The organism is Sphingopyxis sp. (genome assembly GCF_016463645.1).
Taxonomy (GTDB): Bacteria; Pseudomonadota; Alphaproteobacteria; order Sphingomonadales; family Sphingomonadaceae; genus Sphingopyxis.
Genome location: NZ_JAEMQX010000090.1, coordinates 1 through 15,160 on the forward strand (window position 1 = coordinate 1; position 15,160 = coordinate 15,160).

A 15,160-nucleotide genomic window follows, 5' to 3' on the forward strand; every position below is an offset into this window, starting at 1 on the left:
GTTTCGACAGCAAGGTCGTCGGCGCAGACTGGGACAGTGCGGCGGCGCGCTGGACCGTGACGATGGAGGACAGCAAGGGCGCAAGGGCGACCACGACGGCGCGCTGGCTCCATCTCGGTTCGGGCTATTATGACTATGACGAGCCCTTCGACGCGCAGTTTGCCGGCCGCGAGGATTTCACGGGCCAGATCATCCACCCGCAGTTCTGGCCGAAAGACCTCGATTACAAGGACAAGAAAGTCGTCGTGATCGGATCGGGCGCGACGGCGGTCACCATTGTTCCGTCGATGAAGGAAGCCGCCCACGTCACGATGCTGCAGCGCACGCCGACCTGGTATTTCATCCGGCCGGCCAAAGACGGGTTCGCCAACTTCCTCCGCAAATTTCTGCCTGAGGGACTGGCCTATAAAATCACCCGATTCAAGAATGTCCGGCTGCAGGACATCGCCTTTCGCCGTGCGCGCGAAAAGCCCGAAAAGGTCAAGGAGTTCCTGACCAGGAAATTGCAGGCAAGCCTCGGCGACCGCTACGATGCCGAAGCCTTCACCCCGCCCTATAATCCTTGGGAACAACGGCTTTGCCTCGTTCCGGATGCCGATTTCTTCGAGGCAATGAAGGCCGGCAAGGCATCGGTCGTGACCGATCATATCGAGAAGTTCGACGCGACAGGAATCCAGCTTAAATCGGGCAAGCATCTCGACGCCGACATCATCATCACCGCGACGGGCCTCAAGCTCGCGGTCGCGGGAAAGATTCCGGTGCGCGTCGACGGTGACCCGGTCAACTGGCACGACCATTTCTATTACAAGGCGTGCATGTTCTCGAACGTGCCGAATTTTTCTGCCGTCTTCGGCTATCTCAACGCGAGCTGGACGCTGCGCGCCGACATCGTGTCCGAATATGTCTGCCGCGTGCTCAACCATATGCGCGATACGGGAACCACCGTCGCCACCCCGGCGCTCGCCGATCCGTCGAGCCTCGAAGAGGAAAATGTCTTCGATTTCTCGTCGGGCTATATCCAGCGGTCGTTGCACATCATGCCGAAAAGCACGGTCGCCCTGCCTTGGCGGCTCAGCCAGAATTATGTGCAGGACAGGATCGACATGCGGACAGGTGCGATTGCCGACGGCGTGCTGACTTTCTCGAATGCGCAAGCGACGACCGCGTCGGCGCCGGCGGAGCTTGAAGCCGCGGAATAATCCTCAGTCGGCGTGTCCGGGCTTTCCCTTGGTCGATCCCTTGGCGAAATCCTCTAGCTGTTTTTCAGTCATGCTTTCGACCATCTGCTTCGAGGCGCCCTTGAGTTTCGACCTGGGCGTGTCGCCGCGTTTGGCACTGAGTGCGGCGCCGGCAGCTTTCTGCTGGGCTTTCGACTTGGCTGGCATGGCAATTCTCCTTGCCCCCCGCTAGCCATTAACGATCGTGCCGCCGTTGGGATGCAGCACTTGACCCGACATATAGCTGCTGTCGTCGCAGGCGAGGAAAAGGAAGCAGGGCGCGACCTCATTGGGCTCCCCTGGCCGTTTCATCGGTGTGTTCTCGCCGAAGGTCGCAACCTTCTCGGCCGGCGCACCGCCGCGCGGGTTCAGCGGGGTCCAGATCGGCCCCGGCGCAACGGCATTTACGCGGATGCCCTTCCCGACCAGATTTTCGCTGAGCGACCGCGTGAAAGCGGTGATCGCGCCTTTGGTGGCGCTGTAATCGAGCAAGCCCTTCGACCCCTGATACATGGTGACGCTGGTGCAATTGACGATCGCCGCTCCCTTTTTGAGATGCGGCAGTGCCGCCTGCACCAGATAGAACATGCCGAAGATGTTGGTCGCAAACGTCTGCTCAAGCTGTGCCGAACTGATATCGCGAATGTCTTCGGCCGGATGCTGCTCGCCCGCGTTGTTGACCAGAATGTCGAGCCGGCCGAGCTTTTCAACCGTCTGTGCGACGATCCTTTCCGCCGTCTTGGGCTTGCCGACATTGGCCTTGATAGCGATCGCGCGACGCCCCTCCGCCTCCACGATCGCTGCAGTTTCGACGGCATCGGCCCGATTTTCGAGATAGACGATCGCGACATCGGCGCCTTCGCGCGCAAACAAGGCGCAGACCGCGCGACCGATCCCGCTATCGCCGCCGGTGACGATGGCGATCTTGCCATCCAGCCGCCCCGAGCCCGGATACCGCGGCTGCCATCGGGGGGACCGATCCAGATCGGACTCGCGATCCGATGGCGGCTTCGCGATCGTCTTGCCAGACCCGACCGCGCGGCGCAGTTTCTTCGCCGCACTCCGCTTGCCCTTCTTCTCCGTACTGCTTTCGCCGACCTTGCCGGCTTTGGGCTGTTTCGCCACGACGCTGTCCTTAATTGATCGGGAGGAAATCCCGCGCGAATTCGTCCTTGACGGCTTTCACGACCGGTCCCGTCACCGGCACGTTGATCTTGTAACTGCCCTCGGCGTACGGGCCGACCTCATAGGGCGCGATCGCTATCGTCATACGGTCGATATAGCGCCCGTCGGACGAACCGAGCCAAACGGTCTGCGCCGAGGCGGGCGGACATTTGGCAAAAGGGCTGCCCGGCGCCTCGTCGGCGACCATCCCTTTCGCCGCCTTCGCGCGTTTGATTCCGGCGCAGAAGGCGTCGCCGACGGCCGCATCGAACGCCTCGCTGCTCCGGAACAGGTCGAGCGGCTTGCGTTGCTCGCGTCGACTGCGGTCCCAGACCAGCGTATCGAAAGTCTGCATGCCATGCGCCCCGCCGGCATAGGTCTCGATCTCCGCGGACAGGCTGAGGAAGCGCCGGGTGTCCGTCACGCGCTGCCACGTCTGGCGGTGACTATGGGCGCGATAGGGATAGCCCCCCTTCTCCGCCGCAGCCTTGTCGCGCTTCGCCGCCGCGATCAGCGCCTCGCGCTTCGCCGCCCGGTCTCCGTCGAGCGCCTTCGCAAGTTCGGGAATCCGTGCGGCATCGGCGGGATAGGAATAGGCGAAATCGACAAGGTCGCCGCTTTCGCGGACATTCGACGCCGGCGCGTCCTTCGCCGCTTCATCGGCGGCGCCCTGTGACGGAGCGCCTGGCACCGAGGCCGCGGCCACTTTTTCCGCCTTCGTCGGCTCGTCGTCGGAACAGCCGGCGAGCAACAGCGTGCCGGCAAGGAGCGGAATGGCGTTTCGCCAAGGCTTTGAGATCGTCATGCGGACATAACGCCGGGAATCGACAAAATATCCCGAGCGGCCTAGCACCGCTCGCATGACCGACTATTCCGACCTGATCCAGCCCGACAAGGGACAGGACGCACGCCCGATCCATCTCGTCGACAAGAAGAGCTATGACGAATGGCTGAAAGGTCGCAATCCGCGCGAACGCGCGCATCTCGCAGCCGTCGGCTTCAAGCCCGATGCGTTCGTTCACGCGATCCTGCCGGGCGACGATCCCGACAAATGGGCGGTCGTTACCACCGTCGCCAATGTGGACAGCCTGTCGGCCTGGTGTCTCGCCAAACTCGGTCAAATCCTGCCAGAAGGTCGTTACCGCGTCGAAGGCCGGCAACCCGGAAAGGCGCTGTTCGGCTGGATGAGCGCGCAATATCGCTTTGACACCTATAAATCGAAGCCCCCCGTCAAAGGCCCGCGCGTGCTGCTCACCACCGATGTGGGATCAATCGCGCCGATGGTCGCCGAAATGCACGCTACCGCGCTCGTCCGCGATCTCGTCAACACACCCGCCGCCGATATGGGACCCGCTGCAATCGAGAAGGCGGCCGAGCGCATCGCCAAGGCGCACGGCGGCAAGCTGACCGTCACCAAGGGCGAGGCGCTCGAACAGGGCTATCCGATGATCCACGCAGTCGGGCGCGCCGCAGCAAAGCATCACGCGCCGCGCCTGATCGAGATCGAGTGGGGCAAGGACAGCCATCCGCGCATCGCCCTCGTCGGCAAGGGGATCAGCTTCGACAGCGGCGGGCTCGACATCAAGCCGGCGGCGGGCATGCGGCTGATGAAAAAGGATATGGGCGGCGCGGCGCACGTCCTCGCACTCGCCGAACTGGTGATGGCGAGCGGGCTGCCGGTGCGACTCCATTGCCTCGTCGCTGCGGCCGAAAATGCCATCTCCGGCGACGCCTTCCGCCCCGGCGACGTGCTGAAGAGCCGGCTCGGGCTGACCGTCGAGATCGGGAATACCGACGCCGAAGGGCGCCTGGTGCTCGGCGATGCGTTGACCAGGGCGGGTGAAGCCAGGCCCGAGCTGATCGTCGATTTCGCGACGCTGACCGGCGCGGCGCGCGTTGCGCTGGGTCCCGATCTACCGCCACTCTTCGCGAACGACGATGCGCTTGCCGATGCGATGCTCGCGGGCGGGATCGAGCGCGACGACCCGCTGTGGCGCATGCCGCTGTGGGACGGCTATGCGGACCTGCTCGAAACCGACATCGCCGACCTTGGCAATGCGGGCAGCTCGCCCTTCGCCGGATCGATCACCGCCGCCCTGTTCCTGAAACGCTTCGTCCCCGAAGGCGTCGCATGGGCGCACCTCGACACCTTCGCCTGGCGCCCCTCGGCGAAGCCGGGGCGTCCGAAGGGGGGCGCCGCATTGGGTCTGCGCGCCGCTTGGGCAATGCTGCAGGCGCGCTACAACCGGCGCGGGAAAAACTGAACATTCTTGATAAAACCCGGCCTGCTGGTCTAATGGCCCGCGATTGTCCGCGTCCCGCGGACTTCGGGTTTCAACAGGACGGCAAGTGACAGCAGGCAGCGGTGAACATTCGTCGGCAAATCGCGTGCGCATGGGGCGCCCCGGCACGGTGGGTGCCGGCCGCGATCGCTTTGGCCTGACGGGAACATCACAGGACTTCGATCCGCGTATCGTCGCGATCCGCGCTGACCTTGCCGACATCGCGGTCGCGGGCACCCATTTCGCGCCGCACTATGCCGCGCCGATGATGCAAAGCGGCGTGCTGCCCGCAGCGGCGCTACGCGCGTCGCCTTCGCTCGAGGCCGAGCAGACGAGCGAACTGCTTTTCGGTGAAGGCTTTGCGTTGCTCGACCTCACCGGCGGGTGGGCGTGGGGCTATTGCCTGGCCGACCATTATGTCGGTTATCTCGCGGCCGATGCCATCGCCGCGCCGATCGCGCCGACGCATCGCGTCCGGATGACCGAGGCCATGATCCACAGCGCCCCCGACGCCGCCGCCGGCGGCCCCGGCGTCCTGCCGCGCGGCGCGCTCGTGATGGGCGAGCCCGAGGGCGAATGGCTGGCAACGGCGCACGGCTATCTGCCGCTCGCCTCCCTCGTCGAAGCGGGCACGCACGAAAGCGATCCTGCCGGACTTGCCGAGGAGATGATCGGGACGCCCTATGTCTGGGGTGGCCGTACCGCGAAGGGCATCGACTGCTCGGGGCTCGTTCAGCTCGTCTGGAGCGCCGCCGGCGTCGAGCTGCCACGCGACAGCGACCTGCAGCTGGCCTCTCTGGGCGCCGACAGGGATGTCGATCCGACGGCGCTCGCACGCGGCGACCTTGTCCTCTTTCCCGGCCATGTCGGCATCATGGCCGACGACAGGAATATCATCCATGCCAGCCGACGATGGATGGCGGTGAAGGTTGAGCCGCTGGCCGATGTCGTCGCGCGCTCGGCCGCCAAGGATAATGACCCGCCGGCGAGCGGATATAAAAGACTGCGATAATCATGACACAGACGGTTTTCATCGACGGCGGGGCGGGAACGACCGGCCTCGAAATCGCCGAGCGCCTCGCGGGACGGAGCGAGTTCACGCTCGTCACCCTGCCCGACGCCGAACGCAAGGATGCAGCCCGGCGCGCCCAAGCACTGAACGACGCGGACTTCGTCATCCTTTGCCTGCCCGATGCCGCCGCGATCGAAGCGGTCGCAATGATCCGTAACGATCGGACGAGGGTCATCGACGCATCGACCGCGCATCGCGTCGCGCCCGACTGGGCCTATGGTTTTCCTGAGCTGAGCGCGACGCAGCGCGGCATCGTCGCTGGCGCCGCGCGGGTCAGCAACCCGGGCTGCTATCCGACGGGCTTTCTAGCGCTCGTCGCGCCGCTGGTCGCGGCCGGCATCATTTCCGCCGATGCACGGCTCAGCGTCAATGCCGTGTCGGGCTATTCGGGCGGCGGCAAGGAGCTGATCGCACGGTTCGAGGCCGAGCCTGACATCGGCTTTCGCAGCTATGGCCTGACGCTGAACCACAAGCATGTGCCCGAGATGCAGCATGGCGCGGGGCTCATACATCCGCCCCTGTTCGCGCCGGCGGTGGTACCCGTGTATCGCGGCATGCTCGTCGAGGTCCCTCTCAGCTTCGACGCGCCGACCGCCGATGCCGCGTTCGAGGCGCTCGCGCGGCATTTCGACGGATCGCCGCTGGTATCGGCTCGCCGGGGTGATGAGAACGAATTGCTGCTCAGCCAGACGGATGAAGCAACCGATCGGATGGAGTTGACGCTCTTCGCCGACGCGACCGGCCGCCAGGTCCGTCTCGTCGCGCGGCTCGACAATCTGGGCAAGGGCGCGAGCGGCGCCTGCGTCCAGAACCTCAACATCATGGCGGGATTGCCCGAAACCGCAGGCCTGCGGCTTTAGCGCCTAATGCACCGTGTCGAGGATGTCCTCGACCGACAGATAGGTGATCAGCCGTTCAATCTGACGCCAGCGCGCGAAATAGATATGGTTGCCGAGCGCGCGATACTGCTCGGCGCGTGCCGCTGCGGCGAATCCTGCTTCTTCGCCATGCATCGTGATCAGCGCATGGGCGTCCTCGACCGCGGCGCGGTCGGCGAGAAAGGGGGCAGGCAGGTGCATCGAATTCCTGGTCCGTTCAATCGAACCACCGGTTTACGCCAGGCCCCTGACCGCCTCGTTCCCAACCGTGATGAACGGATGGGTAAGGTTAATTTACGGATGGCGGCGGTTAATCCCTCCCGCGCATCGCGCAACGCCCTTTGACGGCACGCGCCGCCCGTGTAGACAGGCGTCATGCGCAAGATCCTGAAATATGCCGCCCTCGCCCTGCTGTTGCTGCTGATCGCCGGCGGCGTCACCTTCCATGTCATGTCGCGCCCCGATGTCGCCCGCTTCACGACCGCCGAACTCAGCGGGCGGGTTCCGGTCATGGCCTCGCAAAAGACCGAGACCTTCCCGACCATGAATGTGCCCGAAGCGACGAGCTGGCCCGCGGGGCAGGCCCCGCGCGCCGCACAGGGCCTTGCCGTCATGCGCTTCGCCGAGGGCCTCGACCATCCGCGCACGATGTTCGTCCTTCCCAATGGCGACGTGCTGGTAGCCGAATCGCAAAGCCCGCCGCGCAAGGACGGCGGCGTGCAGGGCGCGGTGATGAAGAATCTGATGGGCAAGGGTGGATCGGGCCGCAAGCCTTCGGCGAACCGCATCACCCTGCTCCGCGACGCCGACGGCGACGGCAAGGCCGAGGTGAAGACCGCCTATATCACGGGGCTCAACTCGCCCTATGGCATGGCGCTGGTCGGCACGACGCTCTACGTCGCGAATACCGATGCCCTGCTCGCCTTCCCCTATGTCGCGGGCGAAACGAAGATGAGCGGCAAACCCGCCAAGATCGTCGACTTGCCCGCAAAGGGCACCAACCGCCACTGGACCAAGAGCCTGGCGGCCGCGCCCAACGGTTGGCTCTACATCGGCGTCGGCGCCGATTCGAATATCGGCGAAGCGGGCATGAACCGCGAGTTCCGCCGCGCCAGCGTGCTCGAGGTGCGGCCCGAGAATGGATATATGCGCACTTTCGCGGCGGGCATCCGCAACCCCGTCGGCCTCAATTTCTATCCCGGCAGCGACCGGCTGTGGACCGTGGTCAACGAGCGCGACATGCTCGGCAGCGACCTCGTCCCCGACTATCTGACCGACGTCACCGAGGGCGATTTCTATGGCTGGCCCTGGTATTATTGGGGCGGCTTCATCGATCCGCGCGTCGAGCCCGAAGCCGAGGATCGCCGGCAATATGTGAAGCGTCCCGAATATGGCCTCGGCGCGCATACAGCGCCGCTCGGCTTTACCTTCACCCAAGGCCTCGACCTTGGCGATCGCTGGGCGAACGGGGCGCTGATCGCCCGCCACGGCTCGTGGAACCGCGAGCCCGTCGCGGGCTACGACGTGGTGTTCGTCAAGTTCGGTGCCAACGGCAAGCCGGTCGACGCCCTGCCCATCACCTTGCTTGACCAGTTCCTCGGCACGGACGGCAAGACGACCCGCGGCCGGCCGGCCGATGTGAAGGTCGCGAAGGACGGCAGCGCGCTGGTCGCCGACGACACCGGCGGGGTGATCTGGCGGGTCGCGAAAGCCGGATAGGAAAAGGCCCCGCATATGCGGGGCCTTTTTCGTTTGGCGCTGTAGCGGTCGTCAGACCCGCATCGGCATCAGCACATAAAGTGCCGGGCTCTTTTCGGTTTCGCGGATCAGCGTCGGCGCGTTGGCGTCCGCGAGGTGGAGTTCGACGCTGTCGCCGTCGACCTGCGCGAGGATGTCGCTGAGGTAACGGGCGTTGAAGCCGATCTCCATCGCATCGCTGTCATAGCCCGCGGCGAGTTCTTCGGCCGCAGTGCCGTTTTCGGGGCTGGTCACGCTGAGCGTGATGCGGTCCTTGTCGAGCCCGACCTTGACCGCGCGGGTCTTTTCGCTGGCGATCGTCGAGACGCGGTCGACGCCCTGGAAGAGGCTCTTCGGATCGACCTTGAGCAGCTTGTCGTTCGCCGTCGGGATGACGCGGCTGTAATCGGGGAAGGTTCCGTCGATCAGCTTCGAGGTGAGCACGGCGTTGCCGAGCTGGAAGCGGACCTTCGACGCCGACAGGCTGATCTCGACATTGCCTTCGGCCTCGTCGAGCAGTTTGCGGATCTCGCCCACGCATTTGCGCGGCACGATGACGTCGGGCATCGACGAGGCGCCGTCGGGACGCGTAACAGTATAGCGCGCGAGGCGGTGACCGTCGGTCGCCGCGGCCTTCAGCACCGGACCCGACGCATCCTCCGCCACATGCAGGAAGATGCCGTTGAGGTAATAACGCGTTTCCTCGGTCGAGATGGCAAAGCGCGTCTTGTCGATGATCTGGATCAGTTCGGCAACGGGCAGCTCGAAATTGGTCGGCAGGTCGCCCTCGGCGATCACCGGGAAATCGTCGCGCGGCAGCGTCGGCAGGTTGAAGTTCGAGCGGCCGGCCTTGACCTGCATCTTGCCTTCGGCGGCGGCGAGGCTGACTTCCGATCCTTCGGGCAGCTTGCGGGCGATTTCGAACAGCGTGTGCGCCGACACGGTGGTCGTCCCCGGGGTTTCGACCTTGGCCGCGATCGTTTCGACGACCTGCAGGTCGAGGTCGGTCGCCATCAGTTTCAACTGGCCGGACGCGTCGGCTTCGATCAGGACGTTGGAGAGGATCGGGATCGTATTGCGCCGTTCGACCACCGACTGGACGTGGCCGAGGCTCTTCAACAACACTGCGCGTTCGATCGTCGCTTTCATTCTAAATCCGCCATCCCTGTGTTTCGCGGGAGAAGTCCCTGGGGGACAGACCATCGGAGGCGATTCGCGCCCCGATTCTGGCCCCTGAAAATGTCCACCTTCCTTAACGGAAGCATCGCCGCACGCAAGCCATGCTTGCAAAGCATCCCCGATCGCGCGAATTGGGGTCGATGCGGCGCTGGGCCTGTCTTTTCCTGATGCTGGCGGGCCTCCCCGCCGCGGCGTTCGCCGCCGGTCCCACCGCGCTGGGTATTTTCGACGGCTGGGGCGCCTTCCGCGATTCCGCCAGCCCGCGCTGCTATGCCATCGCCGCGCCCTCGGCCACGATCGGCACGCCCGAAGTCAAAGCCTATGCCAGCATCGGCTATTGGCCCAAGTCGCGCATCCGCGGCCAATTCTATGTCCGCCTGTCGAAAGTGCGCGCGCGCGACCGCGATCTCCGCCTGACGATCGGCAGCCGCCGTTTCATCCTGACCGGCAACGGCGCCCACGGCTGGGCGAGCGATGCCCGGATGGATGCCGCAATCGTCGCCGCGATGCGATCGGCGCCGAGCATGAGCGTCGAAAGCGGCACGGCAACGGGCCGGGCCATCGCCGATACCTATCGCCTGCGCGGCGCCGCGACTGCCATCGACGCCGCCGCGCTGGGGTGCGCGAAACTGCGGTAGGGCCGTTTCGGGAAGTGGCGGATTTCTCAGCAACTTCACTCGCGATTCATGTTTCGCTATCCCCAAGACGCGGAAGAGCGTCTGTCGCGGTTATCAGGAAAGCTGTGTCGCGTGCCATCGCCGGGCAGGCTAGACCGGCGCCATATTGTAGGACAGCCATTTCGGAGCGGACCTGACACGATGAAGACAATCGGCCTGATCGGCGGCCTGAGCTGGGAAAGCTCGGCGCAATATTACCGGCTGCTCAACGAAGGCGTGCGGGCGCGGCTGGGCGGGCTCCATTCGGCGCGCATCCTGTTGCTGTCGTTCGATTTCGCGCCCATCGCCGAATTACAGGCGAGCGGCGACTGGGACGTGCTCGACGGACAGATAGCGGACGCCGCCCGATCCTTGACGGGAGGAGGCGCCGAACTGCTGCTGATCTGCGCGAATACGATGCACCTGTGCGCCGAAGCGGCCCAGGCGGCGACACGGGTACCGCTGCTCCACATCGCGGATCCCGCCATCGCGGCGGTCAAGGCGGCGGGGTTTTCGCGCGTCGGCCTGCTCGGTACCGCCTTCACGATGGAGAAGCCCTTCTACACCGCGCGAATGGCTGCCGCGGGCATCGAAGCGTTGACCCCCGGAGAGGCCGATCGCGCGATCGTCCATCGGATCATTTACGACGAACTGGTCCAGGGCGTGACACGCGACGCATCGCGCGCCGAATACCGGCGGATCATCGCCTCGCTGGTCGCCGATGGCGCCGAGGCGATCGTGCTGGGCTGCACCGAAATCATGCTGCTGGTCGGCGAAGATGACAGCGCGGTGCCGCTGTTCGATACGCTGGCGCTGCATGTCGACGCGGCGGTGGATGCCGCGCTGGAGACTTAGGCTCGAGCCAGCTTCGTCAGCTCGGCCGCCAGGAAATCGAGGACGATGCGCACGCGCGGAACGTGGCGGAGCCGTTCGTGGGTGAGCAGCCACAGGCCCGACGTATCTTCGGCTTTCGGGGGAATACAGCGGATCAGGTCGGGTTCGTGATCGGCGAGGAACGCCGGCAATATGGTGAGGCCCATGCCCGAACGCACCCCGGCGAGCAGGCCGGTGCCCGTGTCATATTTCATGACCACCGAATCCTCGAGCCCATATTGGCGCAGCCAAGCCTGATAGGGTTCCCACACATAGCCGCCGCCCCCGATGAACGGATGCGCGGCAAGCTCCTCGCGCGTGTGCGGAATGCCGTGCCGGTCGGCGTAGTCGCGGCTGCAGTAAAGCGTCCAGGGATTGTCGGCGACCCGCCGCCCGACGAGGCCCGCACCCGTCGGCTGCTTGGTACTACGTATCGCGATGTCGGCGGCGCCGGCGGCGAGATCGCGCGGCTCGTCCGACGTGTCGAGATGGATGTGGATGCCCGGGTGGGCGGCGCGCAGGTCGCGCAGGATCGGCGGCAGGATCGTCACCGCGAAGATTTCCATCACCGTGACGCTGACCGTTCCGCCCGCATCGCGCGACCGCGCACCCGCCGCGTCGCCGAAGCGGTCGGCGGCGTCCTTTACCGCAATCGCGCTCGCCAGCATCGCCTCGCCCACCGGGGTCAGCGCATAGCCCGCCTGCCGCCGTTCGAAGAGGTTAAGGCCGGTCGCTTCCTCGAGCGCCGCGATGCGCCGCGCTACTGTTGTCTGGCTGACGCGCATCGCCTGCGCGGCGGACAGGGTGCTGCCCGTCTCCGCGACCGCCAGAAAGGCCTTGAGGTCGTTCCAATCATACATGGCTTCTTGTGCGACATAATCGCCTCGCCCTCATTCTGCAATTTTGCAGAATGGTCGCGCAACATCGTTGCTCCTTTCGCATCGGGCTATCGATTATCTGTTTCTCCACCGGCTTCCTCCCCTCCTCCCCAGCCGGCCGATGGAGACTCAAGATGCAAAGGCTTCTGATCCTCGCCGCCCTCGCTGCCGCCTCGGTCGGCCAGCCCGTTTTGGCGCAAACCGACACCGCCAACCCGAGCGTTGCCGTCCAGCATAGAGACCTCGACCTTCGGACCGAGGCCGGCACCAAAGCGCTCGACCGTCGCATCTGGCGCGCCGTCGTCGAAGTATGCGGCAAGGCGCCCGATTACGACATCGAAGGCAAGAATGACGTGCGGCAGTGCCGCCGCGACACCCGGACCCTCGCCTCGGCGCAGGCCGACGTCGTGATCGCCAGCGCATCGCGCGATCAGCCGATCCAGGTCAGCTCGATCAGTAATCGGCGCGCCCAAGTTGCAGGGCGCGTCAAAGCCGGGGTTGCGATCCGGGCACGATCGCAGCCCCGGCTTGTTGCGCCGGAGCGACTGCAGCCGCCATTGCCGCAATGGAACGGCGGTTCAGGAGCGGTGAACTGACGTCGCCAATTTCGGCGGGCCGGTTTTGGGTCGAAAACGTCCCGCTCCACGTATTCGTATACGTAGCCGCGCCGCGCTTGCTCTCCTCCCCGCACGCTGCGACACCCCTGTGCTACGGAAACCGCGAACGGCGAGCCGGTGGGGAGACGCGTGATGGAAAAGCCGCGGCAGGACTTTGCCGGCCTGTGGAATATCAGCTTCGGCTTTTTCGGCATCCAGATCGGCTTCGCGCTGCAGAATGCGAACATGAGCCGCATCTTCCAGTCATTGGGCGAGGATATCGAGAAATTGCCCGGCCTGTGGATCGCGGCACCACTCACCGGGCTGCTCGTCCAGCCGATCATCGGCCATATGAGCGACCGCACCTGGCTCGGCCGGCTCGGCCGCCGCCGGCCCTATTTTCTCGCGGGCGCGATCCTCGCCGCCTTCGCCCTGTTCGCGATGCCCGAAAGCCCGGCGATATGGTTCGCCGCGATGATGCTGTGGATCCTCGACGCCTCGCTCAACATCTCGATGGAGCCGTTCCGCGCCTTCGTCGGCGACATGCTGCGCAAGGACCAGCATAGCGTCGGCTATGCCGTGCAGACCGCGTTCATCGGCGCCGGCGCAGTCGTCGGATCGTTGTTCCCGACCCTGATGGAGGCGATGGGCGTCGCCAATGTCGCGCCGCCGGGGCAGATTCCCGACACGGTCCGCTACGCCTTCTGGTTCGGCGGCGTCGCACTGTTCCTCGCCGTGCTGTGGACCGTCGTCACGACCCGGGAATATGGCCCCGAACAGATGGCAGCATTCGACGCGGCCGCACCGGGCGACGCTCCGGTAGCGCGCGCGCTCGCCTCGCACAGCTATGGCGCCAGCCTCCTGTGGATCGGTGCGGGGTTGCTCGTCCTGCTTGTCCAGCATCATTTCGCGCTGCTTCGCGAAGTGCTGCTGCTCGGCGCGCTGCTGATCGGCTATGGCGCCGCAAGCGTGATCGCGATCGCGCTCGCGCGCCGGGGTAACGACAGGAATATGCTGTCGAGCATCGTCGGCGACTTCGCCGGCATGCCGCCGCTGATGAAGCGGTTGGCGCTGGTGCAATTCTTCAGCTGGTCCGCACTGTTCATCATGTGGATCAACACCACGCCGATCGTCGCCCAATATCATTTCGGCACGACCGACGCGTCGAGCGCCGCCTTTCAGGACGCGGGCAACTGGGTCGGCGAGCTGTTCGCGATCTACAACGGCGTGGCGGCGATCGCAGCGCTGACGCTGCTCCCCTGGCTGTCGCGCCGTATCGGGCAGGTGCGGACGCATATGGCCGGGCTCGCGTGCGGGGCGATCGGCTATGGCAGCTTCTTTCTGCTGCGCGACCCGACGCATCTGATCGCCAGCGAAGTCTTCATCGGGATTTTCTGGGCATCGGTTCTCGCGATGCCCTATGCGATCCTCGCGTCCAGCCTGCCGCAGGCGAAGCTCGGCATCTATATGGGGCTGTTCAACATCTTCGTGGTCGTTCCCCAGCTTCTCGTGGCGACGGTGATGGGATCGATCATGAAGGCGCTATTTCCGGGCGAGCCCATCTACACGATGGCGTTCGCGGCGTGCACGCTGCTGCTGGCGCTGCTCGCCATGATGCGCGTCGGTCAGGTCACAGGCGATCCCGAGACGGCCTGACCGGGCGGAGGCAGGCGCCGCCAGCGTTCGGAAACCTCGACCGCTTCCCATAGGCCCGGGCCGACGATCAGGAGCGCGCCGCCCGCGCTGCCGCAGAAGAAGACGATCGCCGCGAGAAGGATCATGAGACCTGTCGCATCGCGCGCGGGGATGACGAGCGCCATGTGATGCAGCCGGACGGCGACGAACCACCCACCGCCCAGCAGGGCTGCTCCGCCGGTACGCAGGCCGATGTTGGCGACGAGTGTTTCATGCCATTTCGTCATGGGAAGCCTGCCGGAGGGGACTGCCGCCTATGCCCGGCCCGCCGCGTCGGCGGCGAGGGCGACGAGTGCGACCACCGCGCACATATAAACCGTCAGCAGCAAGGGCCCTTGCGCGCCGAGCCAGTCGATGATGCGGTCGCGAAGGCGGGTGGATGCGGCGGGGCGGCGATCGATTTCATGTCTCGTCATTCACCCGATCTAGGCGGCCGGTCCGTTTGAAATCGAGAGGAACAGAGCGCGCCTTCCATAGAAAGAGCGTATGATTCAGCGACTTTCCGGACTCTCGACACCGGGGCGCAGCCGGTAGCCGATGCCGAGTTCGTTGCTGATGATTTTCGGCTGCTGCGGGTCTTCCTCCAGCTTCTGGCGGAGCGTCCGGATCAGGACGCGGAGATATTCGACATGATGTTCATGCTCGTGCGGCCAGACCTCGTTCATGATCTGCTTGTGCGTGATGACGCGGCCGGGAAAGCGCGCGAGCTGTGCCAGCACCGCATATTCCTTGGGCGTCAGATGGATTTCGCTGCCGCCCCTGGTCACCGTGTGCGCGATCAGATCGATCGTCACGTCGCCGGCGGACAGCGTCAGATTGCCGCCATCGCGCGTCAGCCGGTTGCGGAGCGCGACGCGTACGCGTGCGAGCAGTTCGTCGGTATCGAAGGGTTTGGTGAGATAGTCGTCGGCGCCGAGATCGAGCGCCGCGACC

18 protein-coding genes are annotated in these 15,160 nt (G+C 65.2%); 9 read left to right on the forward strand and 9 right to left on the reverse strand.

From position 1 onward, the window contains the following. The coding region (locus tag JHC57_RS16050) for an NAD(P)/FAD-dependent oxidoreductase (RefSeq protein WP_294031213.1) at positions 1 to 1,199 on the forward strand (1,199 nt) is incomplete at its 5' end. A 3-nt stretch (positions 1,200 to 1,202) separates the two neighbouring features. Here JHC57_RS16050 and JHC57_RS16055 read toward each other — a convergent pair. The 3 genes from JHC57_RS16055 to JHC57_RS16065 all read right to left on the reverse strand — a co-directional run bounded on the left by JHC57_RS16055 (position 1,203) and on the right by JHC57_RS16065 (position 3,186). Continuing rightward, positions 1,203 to 1,385 carry a DUF3008 family protein gene (locus JHC57_RS16055; protein WP_294031214.1) on the reverse strand — a complete coding sequence of 61 codons (183 nt, stop codon included), beginning with the start codon at positions 1,383 to 1,385 and terminating at the stop codon, positions 1,203 to 1,205. A 21-nt stretch (positions 1,386 to 1,406) separates the two neighbouring features. Further along, a complete protein-coding gene (locus JHC57_RS16060; protein WP_294031234.1) occupies positions 1,407 to 2,234 on the reverse strand; it encodes an SDR family oxidoreductase in 828 nt (275 codons plus the stop codon). A 118-nt stretch (positions 2,235 to 2,352) separates the two neighbouring features. Continuing rightward, on the reverse strand, positions 2,353 to 3,186 hold the full coding sequence (locus tag JHC57_RS16065; protein ID WP_294031215.1) for a DUF4163 domain-containing protein: 834 nt from the start codon (positions 3,184 to 3,186) through the stop codon (positions 2,353 to 2,355). Between the two features lie 55 nt (positions 3,187 to 3,241). Here JHC57_RS16065 and JHC57_RS16070 point away from each other — a divergent pair, with 55 nt between their 5' ends. From JHC57_RS16070 to argC, 3 genes are all read left to right on the forward strand, one after another. After that, positions 3,242 to 4,645, forward strand: coding sequence for a M17 family metallopeptidase (locus tag JHC57_RS16070; RefSeq protein ID WP_294031216.1), 1,404 nt, complete (start codon positions 3,242 to 3,244; stop codon positions 4,643 to 4,645). Between the two features lie 85 nt (positions 4,646 to 4,730). Then, positions 4,731 to 5,675 (forward strand): C40 family peptidase, encoded by a 945-nt coding sequence (locus JHC57_RS16075; RefSeq protein WP_294031217.1) that lies wholly within the window; start codon positions 4,731 to 4,733, stop codon positions 5,673 to 5,675. Between the two features lie 2 nt (positions 5,676 to 5,677). Continuing rightward, positions 5,678 to 6,595, forward strand: a complete 918-nt coding sequence (gene argC / locus JHC57_RS16080) for an N-acetyl-gamma-glutamyl-phosphate reductase (RefSeq protein ID WP_294031219.1) — start codon at positions 5,678 to 5,680, stop codon at positions 6,593 to 6,595. Between the two features lie 3 nt (positions 6,596 to 6,598). Here the strand turns inward: argC and JHC57_RS16085 are convergent, their stop codons facing one another. After that, positions 6,599 to 6,814 (reverse strand): hypothetical protein, encoded by a 216-nt coding sequence (locus JHC57_RS16085; protein WP_294031220.1) that lies wholly within the window; start codon positions 6,812 to 6,814, stop codon positions 6,599 to 6,601. A 174-nt stretch (positions 6,815 to 6,988) separates the two neighbouring features. Here JHC57_RS16085 and JHC57_RS16090 point away from each other — a divergent pair, with 174 nt between their 5' ends. After that, positions 6,989 to 8,332: a sorbosone dehydrogenase family protein gene (locus tag JHC57_RS16090; protein WP_294031222.1), complete on the forward strand. Its 1,344-nt coding sequence runs from the start codon at positions 6,989 to 6,991 to the stop codon at positions 8,330 to 8,332. A 51-nt stretch (positions 8,333 to 8,383) separates the two neighbouring features. On the opposite strand, the gene dnaN is transcribed toward JHC57_RS16090, so the two are convergent. Continuing rightward, on the reverse strand, positions 8,384 to 9,499 hold the full coding sequence (gene dnaN, locus JHC57_RS16095; protein WP_294031223.1) for a DNA polymerase III subunit beta: 1,116 nt from the start codon (positions 9,497 to 9,499) through the stop codon (positions 8,384 to 8,386). Positions 9,500 to 9,669: 170 nt separating this feature from the next. Between dnaN and JHC57_RS16100 the strand changes: the two genes are divergently transcribed. Both JHC57_RS16100 and JHC57_RS16105 read left to right on the forward strand, forming a co-directional pair. Further along, the gene (locus JHC57_RS16100) at positions 9,670 to 10,167 is read left to right on the forward strand and encodes a hypothetical protein (protein WP_294031224.1); all 498 of its coding nucleotides are present in this window, start codon (positions 9,670 to 9,672) and stop codon (positions 10,165 to 10,167) included. A gap of 180 nt (positions 10,168 to 10,347) precedes the next feature. Beyond that, positions 10,348 to 11,040, forward strand: coding sequence for an aspartate/glutamate racemase family protein (locus JHC57_RS16105; protein ID WP_294031225.1), 693 nt, complete (start codon positions 10,348 to 10,350; stop codon positions 11,038 to 11,040). Here JHC57_RS16105 and JHC57_RS16110 read toward each other — a convergent pair. After that, positions 11,037 to 11,918 carry a LysR family transcriptional regulator gene (locus tag JHC57_RS16110; protein WP_294031226.1) on the reverse strand — a complete coding sequence of 294 codons (882 nt, stop codon included), beginning with the start codon at positions 11,916 to 11,918 and terminating at the stop codon, positions 11,037 to 11,039. The genes JHC57_RS16105 and JHC57_RS16110 overlap by 4 nt on opposite strands. Before the next feature lie 152 nt (positions 11,919 to 12,070). Between JHC57_RS16110 and JHC57_RS16115 the strand changes: the two genes are divergently transcribed. Both JHC57_RS16115 and JHC57_RS16120 read left to right on the forward strand, forming a co-directional pair. Further along, positions 12,071 to 12,532, forward strand: coding sequence for a UrcA family protein (locus tag JHC57_RS16115; RefSeq protein WP_294031227.1), 462 nt, complete (start codon positions 12,071 to 12,073; stop codon positions 12,530 to 12,532). A 153-nt stretch (positions 12,533 to 12,685) separates the two neighbouring features. Next, positions 12,686 to 14,188 carry an MFS transporter gene (locus JHC57_RS16120; RefSeq protein ID WP_294031229.1) on the forward strand — a complete coding sequence of 501 codons (1,503 nt, stop codon included), beginning with the start codon at positions 12,686 to 12,688 and terminating at the stop codon, positions 14,186 to 14,188. Here the strand turns inward: JHC57_RS16120 and JHC57_RS16125 are convergent. From JHC57_RS16125 to JHC57_RS16135, 3 genes are all read right to left on the reverse strand, one after another. Further along, positions 14,158 to 14,454 (reverse strand): hypothetical protein, encoded by a 297-nt coding sequence (locus JHC57_RS16125; protein ID WP_294031230.1) that lies wholly within the window; start codon positions 14,452 to 14,454, stop codon positions 14,158 to 14,160. The genes JHC57_RS16120 and JHC57_RS16125 overlap by 31 nt on opposite strands. A gap of 27 nt (positions 14,455 to 14,481) precedes the next feature. After that, positions 14,482 to 14,643 carry a hypothetical protein gene (locus JHC57_RS16130; RefSeq protein ID WP_294031231.1) on the reverse strand — a complete coding sequence of 54 codons (162 nt, stop codon included), beginning with the start codon at positions 14,641 to 14,643 and terminating at the stop codon, positions 14,482 to 14,484. A 75-nt stretch (positions 14,644 to 14,718) separates the two neighbouring features. Then, the coding region (locus tag JHC57_RS16135) for a response regulator transcription factor (protein WP_294031233.1) at positions 14,719 to 15,160 on the reverse strand (442 nt) is incomplete at its 5' end.